Origin of the sequence: Paraburkholderia graminis C4D1M, from assembly GCF_000172415.1 — a bacterium.
GTDB lineage: Bacteria > Pseudomonadota > Gammaproteobacteria > Burkholderiales > Burkholderiaceae > Paraburkholderia > Paraburkholderia graminis.
This window is the reverse complement of record NZ_ABLD01000069.1, coordinates 1-2,097: the sequence shown is the minus strand read 5'-3', so window position 1 is coordinate 2,097 and position 2,097 is coordinate 1. Positions and strand designations below refer to the sequence as shown.

At 64.3% G+C, this 2,097-nt stretch carries 2 protein-coding genes and 1 pseudogene; 2 read left to right on the top strand and 1 reads right to left on the bottom strand.

Features of this window, described 5'->3' with window-relative positions; translation table 11 throughout:
* Both BGRAMDRAFT_RS34255 and BGRAMDRAFT_RS33155 read left to right on the top strand, forming a co-directional pair.
* Positions 1-177 (top strand): annotated as a pseudogene (locus tag BGRAMDRAFT_RS34255) (molybdopterin molybdenumtransferase MoeA); the annotation flags it as partial.
* 88 nt (positions 178-265) lie between these two features.
* A complete protein-coding gene (locus BGRAMDRAFT_RS33155; protein ID WP_006053283.1) occupies positions 266-541 on the top strand; it encodes a hypothetical protein in 276 nt (91 codons plus the stop codon).
* Positions 542-648: 107 nt separating this feature from the next.
* Here the strand turns inward: BGRAMDRAFT_RS33155 and BGRAMDRAFT_RS33150 are convergent.
* On the bottom strand, positions 649-2,097 hold a 1,449-nt coding region (locus BGRAMDRAFT_RS33150), incomplete at its 5' end, for a DNA recombination protein RmuC (protein ID WP_232292410.1).

Genomic DNA, 2,097 nt, shown 5'->3' with positions numbered 1-2,097 from the left:
GGCATCGCCGCCCAGCATGCAAACGGCCAATGGCAGGTCACGCCGACAGAGTCGCAAAGCTCGGGCGTGCTGAGTTCGATGAGCGAGGCGAATTGTTTCATCGTGCTCGGCCATGAAGACGGCGACGTTGCCGAGGGCGAGCGCGTCAGTATCATGCTGTTCCACGGCCTGATCTAACGGTTCGGCGAATATTCGCGATCCGGCGCTGTCATCACCGGCGCATTTGTTTTACCCATTACCACTACGACATGCGGGTTTGACTTACATGAAAAAACAGATCTCGTTCATTGCACCGGGACAAACGGCCAAAGCACTTATCCTCGTCTACCTGACGTTCTCCGTGCCTATCGTGCTGCTGGGCGTGCTGGTCGCGTTCGTGCGCTACGGTTCGGTCGAACTGAGCACGGTGTTCAGCGCGCTGCTGCTGAATGCGATTCTCGGCTTCATCCTGCTGTGGATCGCCTGCCACGCGTACAACTGGGTGGCGTCGCGCTTCGGCGGCATTGAAATCCAGTTGACCGACGCACCCGAAGAAGCATGACGCGCGCTGCGTTCCGCGTCACTGCTGCCGAGCCCGCGAGCGCGGGCCCGGTCGGGCAGCAGGCGCGGACCGCCGATGCCCACGCGTGGCGTCAGCCTCTTGTTACCTCATTGCTCATCGGGCTCGATGCCCGGCACTGCACCGCCGCCTATCAAACCATTCGCCTCCTCGCCGGGTAGCGCCTCCACGTCGCGCAGCTTGCGGTTCATGACGCGAGTGCGCGTCTCCGCCGCTTCGATGGAACGCGTGACCGTTTCGAGCTGCGCCTTCGTCCTCGCGAGCACATCGCCGAATTTGCCGAACTCCGTCTTGACCGCGCCGAGCACCTGCCACACCTCGCTCGAGCGCCGTTCGATGGCAAGCGTGCGAAAACCCATCTGCAAACTGTTGAGCAACGCGGTCAGCGTGGTGGGACCGGCAATCGTCACGCGATACTCGCGTTGCAGCAGATCCGAGAGCCCCGGCCGACGCAGCACTTCGGCGTACAAACCTTCGGTCGGCAGGAACAGCAGCGCGAAGTCGGTGGTGTGCGGCGGCGACACGTACTTCTCGGCGATGCTGCGTGCCTCCGCGCGAATCCGCGCTTCTAGCGCGCGCGACGCTTCTTCTACCGCGAGCGGGTCGGCTCTTTCCTGCGCGTCGATCAGGCGTTCGTAGTCTTCGCGCGGGAATTTTGCGTCGATTGGCAGCCACACCGGCGCCGCCGCGCCGCCCGCGGCACCGGCCGCGCCCGCCACGCCCGCTTCTACCCGCCCCGGCAAGCGAATCGCGAACTCCACACGATCCGCGCTTTTCGGCACCGTCGCCACGTTCTTCGCGTACTGGTCCGCGGTGAGCAGTTGCTCGAGCAATGCCTCGAGTTGCACTTCGCCCCAAGTGCCACGCGTCTTGACGTTCGTCAGCACCTTTTTCAGATCGCCGACGCCGGCCGCAAGCGTCTGCATTTCGCCCAGGCCGCGATGCACCTGCTCGAGCCGGTCGGACACGAGCTTGAACGATTCGCCCAGGCGTTGTTCGAGCGTGGCGTGCAGTTTTTCGTCGACGGTGCGGCGCATTTCTTCCAGCTTGCTCGCGTTGTTCGCCTCGATGTCCTTCAGCCGCTGCTCGATGGTCGCGCGAACTTCGGCGAAGCGCCGGTCGCTCGCCTCGGTGAGGTGCCCGAGTTGCAGGCTGAGCGTATCGCCGAACTGCTTGAGCGAGCGCCCCTGTTCATCGCGCGCCTGTTGCGCCTGCTGTTGCAGACTGTGACGCACCGCGTCGAGCTGTTGCGCGAATCCGTCGATCTTGCCGCCCTGCACCGTCGTCATGCTGCTGAATTGCGCGGCCAGCGTCTGCTGGAAATGCGCGAAGCCGCTGCTCTGCTCGGTGCGCGACACGCGCGCCGTCTCGGTGATGTCGTTGCGCAATTGCCGCTCGAGGCGCTCATACGCGTGCGCCTGCGCATCGGCTGCCGTGTCGATGCGTTCGTTCAGCAGGTCGAACTGTTCCTGTTCGCCGGCGCGGCCCCGGCCGCGCATCAGCAACGCCAAAGCAAGCATGAGAGCGACCGCCAGCAA

Coding starts and splice junctions, on each gene's coding strand:
- BGRAMDRAFT_RS33155 (WP_006053283.1), top strand. CDS start 266: ATGAAAAAACAGATCTCGTTCATTGCACCGGGACAAACGGCCAAAGCA.